Genomic DNA, 18,749 nt, shown 5'->3' on the forward strand with positions numbered 1-18,749 from the left:
GCCGCCCTCGGGCCCGGCGTGAAAACCTGGTCTGGTGGATCAGGACTTCTCGGTGACCGGCACGGTCGACGGTGACCACGTCACCGTCATGGTGTCCGGCGAGGTCGACATGGCCACGGCCGACGCTCTGTTCGCCGCGGCGACACCGTCCGCCGCCACGGCCGCCACGGTGGATCTCCGGGCGGTCACCTTCTTCGACTCGGCCGCCATCCACGCCCTGATCCGGCTCGCCGAGCACTACCGGGACCGGTTCACCGTGCTCCCCTCGTCGCGGGTGCTGCGGGTGCTGGAGATCTCCGGCCTGGGCGGGCAGCCGTGGCTCACCCGGGATGCAGGGGGCGGCGCAGCGTAACGGCCGTCCCGTCCGGGGTGCGGTGCACGGAGAGCTCGGTCAGCGCACCGATCAGCGCGAGACCCCGGCCGCGGAAACCGGCGTCGGTGGCGGGCCGCCAGCGCCCGCTGTCCCGGACCGTCACGACGACCGCGTCGCCGGTGTGCGACGCCTCCACCACGATCGCCTGCTCGGCCGGGTCGAGTGGGTGCTCGATGGCGTTCGCCGCCGCTTCGGAGACCGCCATGACCAGGTCGAAGGAGTCGTTCTCGGGTACTTCGTGCGCGGCCAGGAAGTCCTCCAGCCGGCGGCGCAGGATGGTGAGCCGCTCCGGTTCGGCGGGCAGCCGGAGCTCGAACTCGCTGGGTTCGGTCACCTGCAGCGCGATCATCGCGATGTCGTCCCGGCGCTCGTGCCGGGACGCCTTGGCGAGCAGGGCGTCCAGCAGGTCCTCGACGTGCTCGGCGGGCTGCGCGACGTCGGCGGTCAGCTCGGCGAGACCGGTGTCGATACCCTGCCGGCGGTCCTCGACCAGGCCGTCGGTGTAGAGCAGCAGCCGGCTTCCGGGGTGCAGCCGCAGCTCACGGGTCGGATAGGTGACGTCGCCGAGCGCTCCGATCGGCGGGCCCATGGCCGCGCCGTACAAGAAATCTCCGGTCTTGCCTGGATTCACGGTGATCGGCGACGGATGCCCGGCGGAGGAGAAGCGCAGCCGCCGCGTGACCGGTTCGAACGCCACACAGATCACCGTGGCGAACTGGCGGCGGCCCAGGGTGTCGACGAGCCGATTCAGCCGGGTCAGGGCGGCGCCGCAATCAAAACCTTCGAGGACGTACGCCCGGAGCGCATTCCGTAATTGGCCCATGCCGGCCGCGGCCTGCACGCCTTTACCCACCACGTCGCCGATGACCAGGAAGAGTTCACCGTCCGGGGCGGCGATGACGTCGTACCAGTCGCCGCCGACGCGGGCCTCGCTGCTGCCCGGCACGTACCGGCTCGCCACGATCGCGCCGGGCACCCGGGGCAGCGACGCCGGTAGCAGGCTGTGCTGCAGCGTCGTCGCGATCCGGTGCTCGGACTCGTAGAGGCGGGCGTTCGCCAGGCGCAGCCCGATGATCCGGGCCAGCTGGGTGAGCAGGGCGGGCTCGACCGGCCCGCCGTCCCCGTCCCAGACCCGCAGTTCGCCGAGCGGCGGCCCGGCGGCGTCCTCCAGCGGCAGCACCACGTCCGGCTCGGCGGGAGCGGACGCGCCGCCGCCGTCCTGTTCGGCACGGGCCTCGGCCGCGGTCACCACGACCCGGCCGGCCGACGTCATGGCGAGCACGTGCCGGGCCGCCACGTCGAGCACTTCTGCCGTGCTCGGGACCGCGTTGAGGGCGGCCGCGACGTCGACCAGGCCGCGCAGCCGGCTGACGATCTCCCGCCGGAGCTTGCCGAGTTCGAGGTTCGCGCGTACCCGGGCCAGCAGTTCTCGCGTCGAGAACGGCTTGGCCAGGTAATCGTCGGCCCCGGCCGCCAGCCCTTCGACGGCGGCCTCCTCGCCGGCCCGGGCGGAGAGCACGACGATCGGCACGTCGCGGGTGCGCTCGTCGGCGCGCAGGGCCGCGATCAGCTCGAACCCGTCCATCCGGGGCATCATCACGTCGGTGAGCACCAGGTCGTACGGATGCGCGCGGGCCAGCGAGAGCGCCTGCTCCCCGTCGACCGCCGTCGAGACCGTCCAGTGCGGACCGAGCAGCCGGGCCACGTGCTCGCGCAGGTCGGCGTTGTCGTCGGCGAGCAGGATCCGGCCGCTCGCCCGGTCCCGGGCGGGCTCGGGCAGGGCCGGTCCGTCCCCGGCCCACCAGGTCGCCTCGTCCACCCAGAGACGCGCCTCCGACTCGGCCGGCACCTGCTCGTCGGTGACCCGGTCGGGCGGCAGGTGGCCGGCGCCGAACGGGATCCGGACGGTGAACTCGCTGCCCTCGCCGGGCCGGCTGATCAGGCCGACCGAGCCGCCGTGCAGCTCGGCAAGTTCGCGGACCAGGGCGAGTCCGATGCCGGTTCCCTCGTGGCTGCGCGACCAGGCGCCGGTGACCCGGTGGAACCGGTCGAAGAGCAGCGCCTGCTCGGTCTCGGGGACGCCGATGCCGGTGTCCCGGACGGAGAGCAACGCGTTTCCGGCACGCGCGCTGACCCGTACCTCGACCCGGCCCACGCGGGTGAACTTCACCGCGTTCGAGAGCAGGTTGAAGACGATCTTCTCCCAGAGCTCGTGGTCGACGTGCACCGGTTCGGGCAGTGGCGACGCGTCGACCACCAGGTCAAGACCGGCCCGCTCGGTGGCGGCCCGGAACGTGCCGGCCAGGCGCGCGGTGAACCCGGCGAGATCGGTGGGCCGGTAGACCGCGTTCATCCGGCCGGACTCCAGCCGGGAGAAGTCCAGGACGGTGTTGACCAGCCGGAGCAGGCGCAGCGCGTTGCGGTGCACCGGATCCAGCCGCTCGGCGACGGCCGGCGTCAGCTCCGGGCTCTTCAGCAGGTCCTCGAGCGGGCCGAGGATCAGCGTGAGCGGTGTCCGGAACTCGTGACTGACGTTCGAGAAGAAGTCGGTCTTCGCCTTGTCCAGCGCGGCCAGCTCGGCGGCGCGCTTGCGCTCGTGCTCGTACGCCCGCACGTTCGCCAACGCCCGGGAGATCTGCGCCGCCGTCAGGTCGAGGAAGTCCCGGTAGTTGTCGTCCATCGCGACGTACCGGCTGACGCCGAGGACCAGCGCGCCGCCCTCGACCGGCAGGATCACCGCCTCCTCCGCGGCGTCCGGCGGCGGCACGGTGAACTCGGCGAGCGGCGCCCGGCCCGGCCGGCCCGACCCGATCACCGCGCGGGCCGCCGGATGCGGGTCCGGGTCGTCGAGCAGCAGCGCCGCGAACGGCACGTCGTGCGGGTTCCCGGCCAGCACGGCGACCGCGTCGGCGGTGAGCGAACGCTGGTCGGGCGAGTCGGCGAGCCGCCGGCCCAGCGCGCTGAGGGTGCGCACCCGGCGCTCGTTCAGCACCCGGCCGGTGGTCTCGGTGACGATGCACATCACGCCGCTCACCCGGCCGCCGTCGTCGCGGATCGGGTCGTAGGAGGCGTCCGAGTAGGTCGCCTCGAGGAATCCGCGCCGCTGCACCATGAGCAGGTGGTCTCGGGCGTAGAACGACCGGTCGTCCGCCACCACCCCGCCGAGCAGGCCGCGCAGCACGTCCCAGGCCTCGGGGAACAGCTCGCGACCGGGCCTGCCGAGGAATCCGGGGTGCTTGTCACCCATGGTCACGGTGTACGCGTCGTTGTAGAGCGCGGTGTGCTCCGGCCCCCAGAAGATCATGATCTGGGCCCGGGAGGCGAGCATCGTGACCACCGCGTCGATCAGCTCCGGCGGCCACCCCGGCGGATCACCGACCGGGGTGCCGGACCAGTCCAGGCCGGCCATCCGCGCGCCCATCTCGCCGCCACGCTCGAAGGCGAGACGCAGCCGGCTCGGCACCCCCAAGACGGACCTCCCCCGTGTAGCTATGCCGGAATGATCGCACCGACCGACGCGGCCTCGGTCAGCGCGGTGAACGAACGCAGGTCGGTGGTCCGCTCCGGATGCCACTGCACGCCCAGGGCGAACGTCCGGTCGGGGTGCTCGAGGATCTCCACCACCCGGTCGTCCGGGCACCAGCCGACGGGCACGAACTCACCCGGGTCGGCGACCGCCTGGTGGTGGAAGGAGTTGACGGTCAGGGTACGGCCGAACAGCTGGTGCGCCCTGCTGTTCTCGTCGATCACGACGTCGTGCCGTCCGTAGTCGGAGGCGTTCGCGGCCAGCGGGTCGGTGCCGGTGGAAGCCCGGTGCCGCTCGTGGCCGACCAGGTCGGGCAGGTGCTGGTGCAGGGAGCCGCCGGTCGCGACCGCCATCACCTGCATGCCGCGGCAGACGCCGAGGACCGGCAGGTCGAGGTCGAGCGCCGCGCGCATCAGCATCAGCTCGGCGGCGTCGCGGACCTCGTCGACCTCGGTGGCCGGGTGCCGCTCGGCCTTCCATGCGGCCGGGTCGACGTCGCCACCACCGGTGAAGACGATCCCGTCGAGCGATTCGAGCACGTCGGTGCCCGGGTCGTCGGGGGTGATCAGCACGGCTCGGCCGCCGGCTGCGTGCACCGCTTTCACGTAGGTCATCGGGAGCATCGCGGCCATCAGGTCGTTCCGGCCGTACTGCACCTGCTGGGCGTACGAGGTGAGGCCGATCAGCGGTCTGCGCATGCGGTGGGGCTCTCCTTCATCGCGGTCCTCGCTGCGTCCACCAGCGCGCCGAACAGGCGCTGGTCCCGGCGGTACTCCGGGTGCCACTGGACGCCGAGGACGAACCGCCGGTCCGGGTCTTCGACCGTCTCGGGCAGGCCGTCCCCGGCCCATCCGGTGACGCTCAGCGAGCCGGCGTCGGCGATTCCCTGGTGATGGAAACAGTGGATGGTGCGGTCCTCGCCCATCAGCGAGGCGATCCGGCTGCCGGCGGCGAACGTCGCCACCTGCTCGCCGTAGACACCCGGCCCCGGGCGGTGCAGCTGGTGCCCGAGAACGTCCGGCAGGTGCTGGTGCAGCGATCCGCCGGCCGCCACGGTGAGCAGCTGCGCTCCCCGGCAGACGCCGAGGACCGGCAGGTCGGCGGCGAGCGCGGCACGCAGCAGCGCCAGCTCGCCGGCGTCCCGGTCGGCGCGGACCTCGGTGAGCGGACCGCAGGCCGCGCCGTACAGCGCCGGATCGACGTCCGGGCCACCGGAGAGGACCAGGCCGTCGAGGGCCCGGAGCACGTCCGCGTCCCGGTCGTCCGGGGGCAGCAGGACGGCCCGGCCACCGGCCAGGGTCACCGCTTCGACGTAGTCGTGCGGCACCAGGGCGGACGGAAGATCCTTCCAGACGCCCCAGGTGGCCGGAACCACATAGGACGTAATGCCGATGATCGGACGCATCGCACCACCGTAATCACAGGCGCGCGGCGCCGGAGCACCGGCGCCGCGTGACGGGCCCTTCTGTCCCACCTACGCGGGGATCGACCCGTGCGGGCAGGGATTCGACCCCTTACACCTGGTTGAGCTGGGTGTTGAGGAATCTCTCCCCACCGTAACGGGTCTTGAAACCTCTAGAGCGGAGTTACATACGCACCGGTGATGCCGCCGTCGACGACGAACTGGGACGCCGTCATGAACGACGCGTCGTCGCTGGCCAGGAAGGCCACGGCGGCCGCGATCTCCTCCGGTTCGGCGAAACGCCCCATCGGTACGTGGACCAGTCGCCTGGCAGCGCGCTCCGGGTCCTTCGCGAAGAGCTCCATGAGCAGCGGAGTCGCCACCGGCCCCGGGCAGAGCGCGTTGATCCGGATGCCTTCCCGGGCGAACTGCACGCCCAGCTCGCGGGTCATCGCCAGCACCCCGCCCTTGCTCGCGGTGTAGGCGATCTGGGACGTCGCGGCGCCGAGCAGGGCGACGAACGACGCGGTGTTGATGATCGAGCCCTTGCCCTGCCGCTGCATGTGCGGGATCGCGTACTTGCAGCAGAAGAAGACGCTCGTCGTGTTGACCTTGAGGACCCGCTCCCACGCGTCCAGGCCGGTCACCAGGATCGAGTCGTCGTCGGGCGGCGAGATGCCGGCGTTGTTGAAGGCGATGTCCACCCGGCCGTGCCGCTCGGCGACCCCGTCGAAGAGCGCCTTCACCTGCTGCTCGTCGCTGACGTCACAGGCCACGAACTCGCCGCCGACCTCCTCCGCGACCGCCTTGCCGGCGTCCTCGGAGATGTCCACGGCCACCACGGACGCGCCCTCGGCGGCGAAGCGCCGCGCCGTGGCCAGGCCGATCCCACTGCCGGCGCCGGTGATCACGGCAACCCGGTCCTGCAAGCGCTCCACTCAAGCCCCCATCGAGATAAAGACGTTCTTTACGTCGGTGAACGACAGCAGCGCGTCCGGACCCAGCTCCCGGCCGAGGCCGGACTGCTTCATCCCCCCGAACGGGGTCCAGTACCGCACCGACGAGTTGCTGTTGACGCTGAGCGCGCCGGTCTCGACGGCCCGCGACATCCGCAGGGCCCGGCCGACGTCCCGGGTCCAGACGGAGCCGGAGAGGCCGTACTCGGTGTCGTTGGCGAGCCGGACCGCCTCGGCCTCGTCGCGGAACGGCAGCACGCTCACGACCGGGCCGAAGATCTCCTCGCGCCAGTGCCGGTCGTCGCTCGATCCGGCCAGCAGGACCGTCGGCGGGAACCACCAGCCCGCTGCGAAGTCGGCTGATCCGGTGAAGGCGACGTCAGCACCGTCCACATACGAGGCGACCGTGCTTCGTTGACCGGAAGAGATCAGGGGGCCCATCTCCGACATCTCATCAGAGGGGTCGAGTACTCGAAATCGCCGGACGGCCGGTTCGAGAAGCGACAGGAACCTGTCGTAGACCGATGCCTCGACCAGCAGCCGGGACCGGGCACAACAGTCCTGACCGGCGTTGTCGAAGACCGCGCCGGGCGCCGCCGCGGCGGCGGCCTCGAGATCGGCGTCCGCGAAGACGATGTTGGCGCTCTTGCCCCCGAGCTCCAGCGTCACCCGCTTCACCTGGTCGGCGCAGCCCGCCATGATCGATTTGCCGACCTCGGTGGACCCGGTGAAGCAGACCTTCCGGACCGCCGGGTGCGTGACGAAACGCTGCCCCACCACGCTGCCCTTGCCCGGCAGCACCTGGAACACGTCCTCCGGCAGCCCGGCCTCGAGAGCCAGCTCGCCGAGCCGGATCGCAGTGAGCGGCGTCAGCTCGGCCGGCTTGAGCACCACCGTGTTGCCGGCCGCCAGCGCCGGCGCGAAACCCCAGCCGGCGATCGGCATCGGGAAGTTCCACGGCACGATGATCCCGACGACGCCGAGCGGCTCGTGGAACGTCACGTCCAGCCCGCCGGCCACCGGGATCTGCCGGCCGGACAGCCGCTCCGGGGCGCCGGCGTAGTAGTCGAGGACGTCCCGGACGTTCCCGGCCTCCCAGCGCGCGTTGCCGATGGTGTGGCCGGCGTTGCGTACCTCCAGCTGGGCAAGCTCCTCGATGTGCTCGCCCACCACCGCCGCGAAGCGGCGCAGCAGCCGTGCCCGGTCGCCGGGCGCGACATCACGCCAGGCGGGGAACGCCTTCTGGGCCCGCGCGATCGCCGCGTCGGTCGCGGCCAGATCGAGCGACGGTACGGTCGTGAGCACGTCCCCGGTCGACGGGTTGATCACCTCTGTCACGCGTTGATCATCCCCTCAGAGACGTTCGAAACCACGCCGCAACTCCCAGTCGGTGACCGCGGCGTCGTACGCGGCCAGCTCCACCTTCGCCATGTTGGCGTAATGCGCCACCACATCGGCCCCGAACGCGGTTTCGGCGACCCCGCTCGCGTCCCAGAGATCCGCCGCATCCCGCAGCGTTCCGGGCACTCGCGGCGCGTCCGGATCCTGATACGCATTACCGGCGAATTCCGATTCCAGCGACAACTCGTTCTCGATGCCGTGCAACGCCCCGGCGATCAGGGCGGCGATCGCCAGGTACGGGTTCACGTCCCCACCCGGGACACGATTCTCCACCCGCATGCCCTGACCGTGTCCGGCGATACGCAGCGCGCACGTCCGGTTGTCGACACCCCACCGCACCGCCGTCGGCGCGAACGAGCCGGGCTGGTACCGCTTGTACGAGTTGATGTTCGGTGCGAAGAGCAGGCTGAACTCGCGCATCGTGGCGAGCAGTCCGGCCAGCACCCGCTGGCCGGTCTCGCTCAGGTGCGCCGGGCCGTCGCCGAGCATCGCCGAGCGGCCGTCCTCGCCGCGCAGCGAGAAGTGGATGTGGCAGGAGTTGCCCTCCCGCTCGTTCGGCTTCGCCATGAAGGTCAGCGCCATGCCCTCCTGGGAGGCGATCTCCTTCGCGCCGTTCTTGTAGATGACGTGGTTGTCGGCGGCGGTGAGCGCGTCGGCGTACCGGAAGGCGATCTCGTGCTGACCGAGGTTGCACTCACCCTTGGCGCTCTCCGGCTGAAGTCCCGCGCCGTACATCTCGTTGCGGATCCGGCGCAGCAGCGGCTCGACCCGGGAGGTGCCGAGCAGCGAGTAGTCCACGTTGTACTGGTTGGCCGGGGTCAGGCCGCGATAGCCCAGCTCGTGAGCCCTCTCGTAGCTGTCCCGGTAGAGCACGAACTCCAGTTCGGTGCCCGCGTAGGCGGTCAGTCCGTACGCCGCCAGCCGGTCCAGCTGGCGGCGCAGGATCTGCCGTGGCGAGGGCGGCACCGGCTGCCCCGCCGTGTCGAACAGGTCGGCCAGCACCAGCGCGGTGCCCGGATGCCACGGGACGCGTCGCAGCGTGCCGAAGTCCGGCCGCATCACGAAGTCGCCGTACCCGGTGGACCACGAGGACATCTCGTACCCGTCGACGGTGTTCATGTCCACGTCGACGGCGAGCAGGTAGTTGCACCCCTCACTGCCGCCGGACACCACCTCGTCCAGGAAGTAGCGCCCGTGCAGCCGCTTGCCCTGCAATCGTCCCTGCATGTCGGTCAGAGCGAGCAGCACCGTGTCGATGCTGCCGTTGTCGACCGAGACGTCGAGCTCCTCGAGATCCATGTCCGCCATCCAATCAGTCGATCTGCTCGCCGTGGTGAGCCTTCTCGATCAGGTTCTGCTTCGGGCCGGTGAACCACTTGCGCGCGCTCACGAACCACCAGATCGCCGCGGCGCCGAGCACCACCGCCACCGCCACGATCGTGTAGTTGAACGTCGACGGGGTGATCGGGCTCGCCGTCGGCAGGACGAAGAGCACACAGATGACACCTACCCAGACGATCGCGATCCACCCGACCGGGGCGCTCCACTTACCGAGGTTCCACGGGCCGGCCTCGAAGTCGGGGTTCAGCCGGCGCAGCAGCACCGGTCCGACGTACGCGATATAGAGCCCGATGACCGCGATCGACGTCGCCGCGAGGTAGGCCGTCGTGTTCCAGAGCGACGGGAGCACGAGCAGCGTGGAGAGGCTGACGCAGAGCCAGATCGAGTTGGTGGGGGTTCCGGTACGCGGATTGACCTTCTTCCAGATCCGTGAGCCCGGAATGGCGTCGTCCCGGGCGAACGCGTAGGACATGCGCGAGTTCGCGGTGACCGATGCCATCCCGCAGAACCACTGCGCGACCATGCAGATGAACAGCAGGAACGTGCCGAGATCGTGGCCGGCGGCGTCGATGAAGATCTGCGCGGGCGGCAGGCCGAGATCGCTGGTCCGGGAGCCCTCGTAGTCCTGGATGGACCAGGTGATCGCGAAGAGCAGCACGAAACCGGCGATCACACTCACCACCACCGACAGCACGATGCCCCGCGGCGCGGCCCGGGCGGCGTCGTGCGTCTCCTCGGCCACGTGCGCGGAGGCGTCGTACCCGGTGTAGGTGTACTGCGCCATCAGCAGTCCGATGAGGACGGCGTAGACGCCCGCCCCGGTGAACGTGAAGCCGGTGGCGTTCTGCACCTCGAAGAAGACCTCGGAGATCGGCTTGTGCTGGTCCGGCACGATCGCCAGCACACCGACGATCACCGCCACGCCGACCAGGTGCCACCAGGCGCTCACATCGGAGAGCACCCGGACCAGGTTCACGCCGAACGTGTTCAGCAGACCGTGCACCACGATGATGACCAGGAAGATCAGGAATGTCCGCCCGGTCGTCACCTCCATGTCGAAGGTGAGACTGAGGAACGCCGACGTGGTGATCGCCGCGCCGAAGTCGATGGCCGCGGTCACCGCGACCTCGCCGAGGAAGTTGAACCAGCCGATGAACCAGGCCCACGCGGCCTTGTTCCGCTTCGCGAGCGCTGCCGCCCACCAGTAGAGGGCGCCGGCCGTCGGATAGGCCGAGCAGACCTCGGCCATCGCCAGCGCCACGAAGGTGACCATGATGCCGATGAAGAGCCAGCCCAGCGTGATCGCCATGGGCCCGCCGGCGGTCATGGCGATGCCGTACGAGGTGATCGCACCGGCCAGAATGGAGATGATCGAGAAGGAGACGGCGAAATTGGAGAAGCCGGAGAGGCGGCGGTGCAACTCCTGCTTGTAGCCGAGTTGAGCGAGTCGTTCTTCGTCGGAGGTAGGAGTGATGCCTGGATCAGCGCTCATCTGAGTGCTCCCTTGCCGGGTGTGACCTGGACCACGCAATGCCGTGATGATCTCCCCGTCGTGTTACGGGCGTCAATGAACCGCGTTAATTGATCACTCAACGGGCACCGGGGAAGGTCGGGGAAGGCCGCGGGAGACATCGACCGGATACAGCATCGTTGCAGCTCAGCGCCGCAGTTCCCAAAAAAATCTACAGCGGCGAGTCTAGAAATCCGGGCCGGAGAGGCATAGTCTCGTGGAGTCGGTCACGGCCGGCAGAGCCGGTCTTTCAGGCCGGCGAGCACGTGGCACAGTTCGCTGAGTTGGAGGAGGAGGACGAGATACCGCAGCAACGCGTAATCAAAACGTCCCCGGCCCGACAAGAGGTGATCGCAGCCGATGCCCATCACTCCGGTCGACTGCTAGCGGCACGCAGCAGGTCGACCACATGCGCCGACACCGATCGGCACAAGAATTGAAAAGCCAGGGCCCCGGTTACCCGCCGGGGCCCTGGACCATGTCTGAAACGGTTAGGAGCACATGACCGCCGCGTCCGACGATGTTCCGGCCTTCACCATGGGCCGTGCCGCCGAGTCGATCGGCGTGACCCCGGCCTTCCTGCGCAGCCTGGACGACACCGGGCTGATCGAGGCGGGGCGTTCCGCCGGGGGCCACCGCCGTTACTCCCGTCATCAACTCGACCTCGCGGCCCGCGCGCGGCAACTCCTCGACGAGGGTTTCCTGCTCGCCGCCGCCGTCCGCATCGTCACGCTCGAGGACCGTCTCGCCGCCGCCCACCGGCGCATCGCCGAGCTCGGTGGCACGCTCGGTCCCGGCGAGGACGCCACCATCCCCACCCAGACACGTCGTGACTTGGGCAGACCGGCCTACTACCCGGCACCGGCGCAGGAGCGCACGCGCGCGCACTGACTATCGTCACTGCATGTTCTCGTCGCACGTCTTCGCGCCGCACGTCGAGGAGTGGCGCAGGCCGGGTCCGACCGCCAGGCAGCGCCGGGCCGATCTCTGGATCGGCTTCGGCGTCGCGGGCGTCGCCGTGCTCAACCTCTACACCGCCCGCAGCTTCGGCATGCTGCACACCGAGGACGCGCCCGGGGTCGCCGAGCAGATCGCCTGGTCCGTCTGCACGACGCTGCCGCTGGCCTGGCGCCGCAGGTGGCCCGAGGCGGTCGCGGTGATCATGTCGCTGGTGTACATCGGCGGCCAGGTGCGCGGGGTGCAGGAGCAGCAGGTCGCGTCGTACGCCCTCTATGCCGCGATCTACACGCTCGGCGCGTGGGGGCCGGTCCGGCACCGCGCCCGTACGCTGCGGCTCGTGATCATCGCGGCGATGTTCACCTGGCTGACCGTCGCGCTCGCCACGTCCTGGGACGAGATCGTGGGCGAGAGCTTCGACGGCGCGTCCGGCGAGCTGCCGGTGCTCTGGTCGCTCGTCTTCAACCAGTACTTCGTCAACGCGATCTTCTTCGGCTCGGTCTACCTGGTCGGCGACTACGCCTGGCAGGCCGCCCGCCGCCTCGACACGGTCCAGTCGCAGGCCGCCGAGCTACGCGCCGCCCAGGCCGCCTCGGCCGAGCGCGCGGTCGTCGACGAGCGGGTCCGCATCGCCCGTGAGCTGCACGACGTGGTCGCGCACCACGTCTCGGTCATGGGGATCCAGGCGTCCGCGTGCCGGCGGGCGCTCGACAAGGATCCGGCCCGGGCCCGCACCGCGCTCACCGCGATCGAGCAGGGCGCCCGGACCGCCGTGGACGAGCTGCGGCGGATGCTCGGCGCCCTGCGGTCCACCGGCAGCGACTTCGCGCCGGACGCCGCGGCGGCGGGGATCGACCGCATCCCGCAGATCGCCGAGAACGCCCGCGAGGCCGGCCTGACCGTTCACTTCGCCGTCTTCGGGGACGAGGTGCCGCTGCCGGACTCGGTGTCGCAGACCGCGTACCGGATCGCCCAGGAGGCGGTGACGAACACGCTGAAGCACGCGCGCGCGACGACGCTCGACATCCGGATCCGCTATCTCAACGATTCGCTGGAGGTCGACGTGAGCGACGACGGGCACGGCCAGGTCTTCGGGAACTCCGGCGGCATGGGCGTCATCGGCATGCGGGAACGCGTCGCCGTCCACGACGGGGCGCTGGAGGTCGGGCCGCGGTCCGGGGGCGGATATCGGGTCCGGGCCCGCCTGCCCCACCATCTGGTGATGGCCGGTGAGAGCAAATGACGATCAAGGTCCTCCTCGCGGACGACCATGCGCTGGTGCGTACCGGGTTCCGGGTCATCCTCGAGATGGAGGACGACATCACGGTGGTCGGCGAGGCGTCCGACGGCACGCAGGCGCACGACCTGGCGCTGAGCCTGCGCCCGGACGTGGTGCTCATGGACGTCGAGATGCCGGGCGTCGACGGGCTGGAGGCGACCCGCCGGATCGCCGCGGCGGGCGGGCCGTCGGTGCTGATCCTCACCACGTTCGACCGGGACGACTACCTGTTCGCCGCGCTGCAGGCCGGCGCCAGCGGATTCCTGCTGAAGAACGGCACACCGGAGGCCCTGACCGAGGCGGTACGCGTGATCGCCGCCGGTGACGCGCTGCTAGCCCCGGCGGTGACCCGTCGCGTGATCGCGGGCTTCACGGCGCCTCGCCCGCGGACCCCGGAGCCGGCGGTCCGCCTCGACGAGCTCACCCCGCGCGAACACGAGGTGCTGGTGCTGCTCGCCGGTGGCGCCACCAACGCGGAGATCGCCACCGAGCTGCGGCTCGGCGAGACGACGGTGAAGACGCACGTCAGCCGGGTGCTGATGAAACTGGGGGCGCGCGACCGCACGCAGGCGGTGGTCCTGGCGTACGAATGGGGTGTGGTCCGTCCTTCGCAAGGATGACGTTCTCGCGCCGGACGACAGCGTGAACGCCGGTCAATAGCGTTGACGGCATGACCACCGTCCTCAACGTCGATGCCGTCAATCGGTCCTTCGGCGACCGGCAGGTCCTCAAGGACGTGTCCTTCGCCGTGGACGCCGGCCGTCTGACCGGCTTCGTCGGCGCGAACGGCGCCGGCAAGACCACCACCATGCGGATCATCCTGGGCGTGCTCGCCGCCCAGTCCGGAGCGACCACCTGGCGCGGCGCCCCGATCACCCGGGAGGACCGGCAGCGCTTCGGCTACATGCCGGAGGAGCGCGGCCTCTACCCGAAGATGTCGGTGGCCGAGCAGGTCGTGTACCTGGGCCGGCTGCACGGGCTCAGCGCCGCCGACGCGAAGGCACGGACCACGACGCTGCTTGATCGCCTGGAGCTCGGCCCGCGCGCCGGCGACCTGGTGGAGAAGCTGTCGCTCGGCAACCAGCAGCGGGTGCAGATCGCCGCGGCCCTGGTGCACGACCCGGAGCTGCTCGTTCTCGACGAGCCGTTCTCCGGTCTGGATCCGCTCGCCGCCGACACCGTCGTGGCGGTGCTGCGGGAGCGTGCGGCGGCCGGCGCCGCGGTGCTCTTCTCCAGCCACCAGCTCGACCTTGTCGAACGGCTCTGCGACGACCTGGTGATCATCGCGGACGGGACGATCCGGGCCGCTGGCAGCCGTTCCTACCTGCGTGATCAGTACGCCCTCCCGCGCTACTCGATCGAGGTGGACGCGGACGCGGGCTGGCTGCGCGACGAGCCCGGCGTGACATTGGTCGAGCTGGACGGCCCGCGGGCCGTCGTCGACCTCGCCCCCGAGACCGATGACCAGCGGATCCTGCGCGCCGCCCTCGACCGGGGCCCGGTGCGGCAGTTCGGCCCGGTCCGCCCCTCCCTCGCCGAGATCTTCCGAGAGGTGATCCAGTGACCACGTTCGAGGCCACCCGCCTGGTCGCGGCCCGCGAGCTGCGGACCAAGCTGCGGGACAAGGCGTTCCTCTACAGCACCGCGTTCTTCCTGGTCATCGTGATCGCGTCGATCGTCCTGCCGGCGATCCTCGACAGCGGCCCGGAACGGGTGGCGGTGGCCGAGCCGGCCGCGACGGCGCCACTGCGCCAGGCCGGGTTCGACGTGGTCGAGACGCCCGACGCGGCGGCCGCCGAGCAGCTGCTGCGCGACGGCGAGGTGGAGGCCGCGGTGGTGCCCGGGCCCGAGATCCTGGCCATGGAGGAGCCGCCGGCCGACGTGGTGCGGGCCCTCAGCGCGTCGCCGCCCGTCCGGCTGCTCGATCCGGGCGACATCGATCCGTTCCTGCTGTTCCTGATCCCGTCGATCCTGGCGATGCTCTTCTTCATCACCTCGTACACGTACGGCCTGCAGATCGCGCAGAGCGTCATCGAGGAGAAGCAGACCCGGATCGTCGAGATCCTGGTGTCGAGCGTGCCGGTCCGGGCCCTGCTGGCCGGCAAGGTGGCGGCCATGACCCTGCTGGCCTTCGGGCAGATCGCGCTGCTCGCGCTCGTCGCGTTCGTCGGCATGCGGGTGACCGATGTGGACACCGGGGTGGTGAACGCGGTCGGTCCGGCGCTCGCCTGGTTCCTGCCGTTCTTCGTCCTCGGCTTCCTCATGCTGGCGACGGTCTGGGCCGGGGTCGGTGCGCTCGCCTCCCGGCAGGAGGAGATCACCAGCACGTCGTCGCCGGTCCAGATGGCGGTGCTGATCCCGTTCTTCGCGGTGCTGTTCCTCCAGGACAACGCGGAGGCGCAGCGGATCCTGTCGTACATCCCGTTCTCGTCGCCGATCGCCATGCCGATCCGGATGTTCAACGGCGACGCGGCGGGCTGGGAACCGGTGGTGTCGCTGCTGATCCTGGCCGTCACCGCGCTGCTGCTGCTCGCCGCCGGCGCCCGGGTCTACGAGGGCTCGCTCATGCGGACCCGGCAGAAGACCTCGCTGATGGCGGCCTGGAAGAACGCCTAGGCGACCCGGCGGACGATCGCCAGCAGCGACTCCTCCACGTCGGCGATGTCGCGGTCGGGCTGGAACACCAGCCAGTCCACCGCGACCACCAGCCCGACGCCGAAGAGCGCCGCCGAGGCGACCCGGACGTCCAGCTCGGCGGGCAGGTCGCCGGAGTCGACCCCGGACTGAACGGTCTCGGCGATCACTCCGATGGCCTGCTCGCGCAGCAGGACCAGGGTCTGCTGCCACTCCCGGTTGGTCCGCCACATCTCGGAGAGCAGCAGCTGGGCGAAGGCCCGGTAGCGGCGGATGTACTCCAGCTGAGCGCGGACCAGGGCACGGACCGCGTCGCGCGCCGGCAGCCCGGCCACCGCTGACCGGAACTCGGCGGTGAGCAGCCCGACGCCGTGCCGCAGCAGCTCCTCGAAGAGCTCGGTCTTCGACTTGAAGTTGTAGTAGACGGTCCCTTTGGCGACGCCGGCCCGCAGCGCGATGTCGTCCACCGTGGTCGCCGAGAAGCCCTGCTCGGCGATCAGCTCCACGGCCGCCTCGAAGAGCTTCTGACGGGTGTCCACCCGCCTGCGGCTGCGTCCGTCCTGCTGCACACCGAAACCCTAGAGGACCAGCTCGGGGTGCAGGTCCGCGGCACGCATCCGGCGCTTGCGGCCGGCCAGCACGACGGTCAGCAACCCGGCGACCAGGCCGAACCCGGCGAGGATCAGCGCGGCGTGTGCCACCGTCGCGGCCGAACCACCGTCGATGGCGTGGCGCATGGACTCCACGACGTACGTCATCGGCAGGAAGGGGTGCACGGCCTGGAAGAAGCCGGGTGAGGTCTGCACCGGGTAGGTGCCGCCGGACGACGTCAGCTGGAGCATCAGCAGGACCAGGGCGGCGACCCGCCCGGCCGGGCCCAGCGCGGCGCCGAGCAACTGGATGATCGCCGCGAAGACCGCCGCCGTGCCGAGCATCAGGCCGTAGGTCGTGACCGGGTGCACCGGCGACAGGCCGAGACCGAATCTGACCACCAGGAAGAGAAGCGTGGCCTGCACCGCGCCGACCGCCACGCCGGGAAGCAGTCCGGCGGCCGCCACCCGCAGCGGCGGCGCACCGGAGGCGAGGTAGCGGCGGTTCAGCGGCCGGAGCAGCATGTAATTGATCATTGCGCCGACCCAGAGGGCCAATGCCAGGAAGTACGGGGCGAAGCCGACGCCGTACGTCCCGGCCGGATGCCGCACGACGCGGTCCAGCGAGACCGGGTCGGCGAGCACGTCGGCCCGCTGCGACGTGTCGTCATAGGCCGGGATCCGCGCGGCGCCGTCACTGAGCCCGTCGGCCAGCCGGGATGCGCCGCCGGTCAGGTCGCCGAGCCCGGTCGCGAGCTGGTGCCCGCCGGTGGAGAGCTCGCCGAGGCCGTCCTCGATCTGCCGGGCGCCGGACGAGAGCTTGTAGATGCCGTTGCTCAGGCCGGCGGCACCGTCCGCCAGCTTCCCGGTAGCCGTGTCGATCTTCTGCGCGCCGGTGGCGAGGCCGTCCAGTCCGGCGGCCAGCTTGTCGACCTGGCTGCGGGCGTTCGCGACGTCGTCGGCCAGGTGCGGCGCCAGGTCGGCGACGGCCCGCGCGTCCTTCGCCACCCGCGTGAGCCGGGCACGCAGCGCGTCCAGGTCGGCGGCGTCGATGCGGGACTGGATCCGTTCAGCGTCGGCGACCAGCCGGCCGGCCAGGTCGCGGGCGTCCTCCACTCCCGGGGTGTCGTCCGGGAGCGAGTTCAGATATCTCTCCAGTCTCCGGGCGTCGGCGACCGTCTTCTCCGCGGCGTCGTCGATCGCGCCGACGTTCTTCGCGAGCTGGTCGGCGCCCTCCGCCACGAGCCGGGCCGCTTCCTCGATGGCCTGCGCGTTCTCCCGCAGCGCCGGCTCGATCGTGCCGGCCGCCGTGTCCACCGCCGTCGCCAGCCGCCGGCCACCCCGCGCCGCCTCCGCCGTGCCGGACGCGAGCTGCCCGGTCGCGGTCTCCAGCCGGTCCAGCCCGTCCTCGATCTCGTCCGCGCCGGCGCCGGCCTTGTCGATCCCGTCGCCCAGCGTGCCGGTCGCGGCGTGCGCGTCGTCGATGCCTCCGGCCACCCGGCCGGCGCCGTCCTCCAGCTTCCCGGAACCGTCCCGCAGGGTGCCGGCGGCGTCCGCTGCCTTCGCGGTCTGCGCCTTCAGATCGGTGAACCCGATGAGCATGCTGTCGAAATACCGCGACGACGCGCTCGATGCCGCAGCCGCCCGCACCTCGTCGAAGGCGGTCCGCGCGAACACCCCGGAGAGGTAGTTCGTGGCGTCGTCGCTCACCGCGCTGAGCTGCGCCGTCTTCGGCATGCTGTCCGCGTCCGGTGCGGTCGCCAGATCGTCCGAGAAGCCGGCCGGGATGAGCAGCTCGATCTGGTACCGGCCGTCCTCCAGCCCGCGCTCGGCGTCGGCCGCGCCGACCACGTGCCAGTCGAAGACCTCCCGCTTGATCAGCTCGTCGGCGAGGTCCTGCCCGGCCCGCACGGTCTCGCCGCCGGTGGCCTCGGCCGGCCGGTCCTCGACGACCAGGGCGGCCGGGATGTGGTTGAGCCGGCCGTAGGGATCCCAGAACGCGTAGAGATAGAGCGCGCCGTAGAGCAACGGAACGACGGCGAGGACTGCCAGGGCCGCGGCGGTGAGCTTGCTGCGCATGAACCTGCGCAGCTCGTAGCCGGCCAGCGTGAGAGTGCTCATTCCGATTCTCCTGCCGTCATCACCGTCACCCGGCCGGGCTCGCCGGTCCGGGGATCGCTCAGCACGACCACCGTGTCCACCAGGGACGGATCGATCTCGCGGGCCGTCACCAGCACCGCCACTCCTTCAGCGGTGACCGCGTCGAGCAGCGCCCACAGCGACGCCTGCTCGGCCGCGTCCAGGCCGGCGTCGACGCCGTCGAGGGCGATCACCGCCGGATCGTTCAAGGTCGCGAGGACCAGACCGAGGACCTGTCTCTGGTACGGGGTGAGATCCCTCCCCCGCAATTCCGGGTCGAGTCCGTGCAGCGGCACCTGCTCGTCCCGCCGGCGGCCGAGCAGCGCCAGCCTCTCCCGTATGTGCTCGGTCACGGTGAAGACCGGTTCCGGTTCTTCCACATCGGGCACATGGCCGAGGGCCGCCGTACCGACGATCTCGACGCTGCCCTCGGAGAGCCGCAGCCGCCTCGCCAGCGCGAGCAGCGCCGAGGTGCGCCCACTGCCCGGCGGTCCGGTGACCGCGACCGTCTCACCCGGCTCGACGCGCAGGTCGAGGCCGTGGACGAGCCAGCGGCGGTGGTGCCGGACACCGGCGCCGGTAGCGGTGAGCACCGACATGGCGGCTCCCCTGAGGCGAGAATTTAAACTGACTGGTCAGTT

At 70.9% G+C, this 18,749-nt stretch carries 16 protein-coding genes; 6 read left to right on the top strand and 10 right to left on the bottom strand.

What is annotated here, in order from left to right; translation table 11 throughout:
• Positions 1–34 precede the first annotated feature (34 nt).
• A complete protein-coding gene (locus EP757_RS04965; RefSeq protein WP_232050378.1) occupies positions 35–352 on the top strand; it encodes an STAS domain-containing protein in 318 nt (105 codons plus the stop codon).
• Here EP757_RS04965 and EP757_RS04970 read toward each other — a convergent pair.
• From EP757_RS04970 to EP757_RS05000, 7 genes are all read right to left on the bottom strand, one after another.
• Positions 321–3,794, bottom strand: a complete 3,474-nt coding sequence (locus EP757_RS04970; protein ID WP_127554089.1) for a SpoIIE family protein phosphatase — start codon at positions 3,792–3,794, stop codon at positions 321–323. The two genes, EP757_RS04965 and EP757_RS04970, sit on opposite strands and share 32 nt — an antisense overlap.
• Before the next feature lie 68 nt (positions 3,795–3,862).
• A complete protein-coding gene (locus EP757_RS04975; RefSeq protein ID WP_127543023.1) occupies positions 3,863–4,597 on the bottom strand; it encodes a gamma-glutamyl-gamma-aminobutyrate hydrolase family protein in 735 nt (244 codons plus the stop codon).
• Positions 4,582–5,304, bottom strand: coding sequence for a gamma-glutamyl-gamma-aminobutyrate hydrolase family protein (locus EP757_RS04980; RefSeq protein WP_127543024.1), 723 nt, complete (start codon positions 5,302–5,304; stop codon positions 4,582–4,584). The genes EP757_RS04975 and EP757_RS04980 overlap by 16 nt, the downstream gene beginning before the upstream one ends.
• A gap of 170 nt (positions 5,305–5,474) precedes the next feature.
• A complete protein-coding gene (locus EP757_RS04985; protein WP_127543025.1) occupies positions 5,475–6,239 on the bottom strand; it encodes a 3-oxoacyl-ACP reductase in 765 nt (254 codons plus the stop codon).
• On the bottom strand, positions 6,240–7,595 hold the full coding sequence (locus EP757_RS04990; RefSeq protein ID WP_127543026.1) for an aldehyde dehydrogenase: 1,356 nt from the start codon (positions 7,593–7,595) through the stop codon (positions 6,240–6,242).
• A gap of 15 nt (positions 7,596–7,610) precedes the next feature.
• Positions 7,611–8,957 carry a glutamine synthetase family protein gene (locus EP757_RS04995; protein ID WP_127543027.1) on the bottom strand — a complete coding sequence of 449 codons (1,347 nt, stop codon included), beginning with the start codon at positions 8,955–8,957 and terminating at the stop codon, positions 7,611–7,613.
• A gap of 13 nt (positions 8,958–8,970) precedes the next feature.
• Positions 8,971–10,491, bottom strand: coding sequence for an amino acid permease (locus EP757_RS05000; protein ID WP_127543028.1), 1,521 nt, complete (start codon positions 10,489–10,491; stop codon positions 8,971–8,973).
• 519 nt (positions 10,492–11,010) lie between these two features.
• Here EP757_RS05000 and EP757_RS05005 point away from each other — a divergent pair.
• Genes EP757_RS05005 through EP757_RS05025 form a run of 5 tightly spaced genes read left to right on the top strand, consistent with a single transcriptional unit; the run spans position 11,011 to position 15,361 of the window.
• Positions 11,011–11,400, top strand: a complete 390-nt coding sequence (locus EP757_RS05005; RefSeq protein WP_127543029.1) for a MerR family transcriptional regulator — start codon at positions 11,011–11,013, stop codon at positions 11,398–11,400.
• A 13-nt stretch (positions 11,401–11,413) separates the two neighbouring features.
• On the top strand, positions 11,414–12,709 hold the full coding sequence (locus EP757_RS05010) for a sensor histidine kinase (protein ID WP_127543030.1): 1,296 nt from the start codon (positions 11,414–11,416) through the stop codon (positions 12,707–12,709).
• Positions 12,706–13,365, top strand: a complete 660-nt coding sequence (locus tag EP757_RS05015; protein WP_127543031.1) for a response regulator transcription factor — start codon at positions 12,706–12,708, stop codon at positions 13,363–13,365. Before EP757_RS05010 ends, EP757_RS05015 begins: the two co-directional genes overlap by 4 nt.
• A 50-nt stretch (positions 13,366–13,415) precedes the next feature.
• A complete protein-coding gene (locus EP757_RS05020; RefSeq protein ID WP_127543032.1) occupies positions 13,416–14,309 on the top strand; it encodes an ABC transporter ATP-binding protein in 894 nt (297 codons plus the stop codon).
• A complete protein-coding gene (locus EP757_RS05025; RefSeq protein WP_127543033.1) occupies positions 14,306–15,361 on the top strand; it encodes an ABC transporter permease in 1,056 nt (351 codons plus the stop codon). Before EP757_RS05020 ends, EP757_RS05025 begins: the two co-directional genes overlap by 4 nt.
• On the opposite strand, the gene EP757_RS05030 is transcribed toward EP757_RS05025, so the two are convergent.
• Genes EP757_RS05030 through EP757_RS05040 form a run of 3 tightly spaced genes read right to left on the bottom strand, consistent with a single transcriptional unit; the run spans position 15,358 to position 18,707 of the window.
• On the bottom strand, positions 15,358–15,948 hold the full coding sequence (locus EP757_RS05030) for a TetR/AcrR family transcriptional regulator (protein ID WP_127543034.1): 591 nt from the start codon (positions 15,946–15,948) through the stop codon (positions 15,358–15,360). The genes EP757_RS05025 and EP757_RS05030 overlap by 4 nt on opposite strands.
• 9 nt (positions 15,949–15,957) lie before the next feature.
• Positions 15,958–18,090, bottom strand: coding sequence for a YhgE/Pip domain-containing protein (locus tag EP757_RS05035; protein ID WP_127543035.1), 2,133 nt, complete (start codon positions 18,088–18,090; stop codon positions 15,958–15,960).
• On the bottom strand, positions 18,087–18,707 hold the full coding sequence (locus EP757_RS05040; protein WP_127543036.1) for an ABC transporter ATP-binding protein: 621 nt from the start codon (positions 18,705–18,707) through the stop codon (positions 18,087–18,089). Before EP757_RS05040 ends, EP757_RS05035 begins: the two co-directional genes overlap by 4 nt.
• Between the last annotated feature and the right edge of the window lie 42 nt (positions 18,708–18,749).

It is taken from the genome of Actinoplanes sp. OR16 (genome assembly GCF_004001265.1).
Classification (GTDB): domain Bacteria; phylum Actinomycetota; class Actinomycetes; order Mycobacteriales; family Micromonosporaceae; genus Actinoplanes.